Source organism: Mesorhizobium sp. M3A.F.Ca.ET.175.01.1.1, assembly GCF_004791945.1.
Classification (GTDB): Bacteria; Pseudomonadota; Alphaproteobacteria; order Rhizobiales; family Rhizobiaceae; genus Mesorhizobium.
This window is the reverse complement of sequence record NZ_SRTP01000303.1, coordinates 1-305: the sequence shown is the minus strand read 5'-3', so window position 1 is coordinate 305 and position 305 is coordinate 1. Positions and strand designations below refer to the sequence as shown.

Annotated in this window: 1 pseudogene; it reads left to right on the top strand. The window is 62.0% G+C overall.

Annotated elements, in window-relative coordinates:
* Positions 1-305, top strand: a pseudogene (locus tag EN818_RS31755) (outer membrane protein assembly factor); the annotation flags it as partial.

Here is a 305-nt window from a genome sequence, read left to right as displayed (position 1 = left end):
CGGCACCCTCTCGAACACGGAAGGGCTTGGGCTCGAAGGCTACTGGGGACACCGCAACCTGTTCGGCCAGGCCGAGAAGCTGCGCATCGACGGTTCGATCAGCGGCATCGGCAGCAACAGCATTTCGGCGCTCAACTACAATGCCGGCGTCATGTTCGAGAAGCCTGGCGTGCTCGGGCCGACGTCGAAATTCTTCACCGGCATCAAGACGGTGTTCGAGCATCCCGATGCCTATGACCATTTCTCGGGCAAGGGCGATGTCGGCGTTTCCGACGACCTCGACAAGAAGCAGCGGGTCTCGGCCG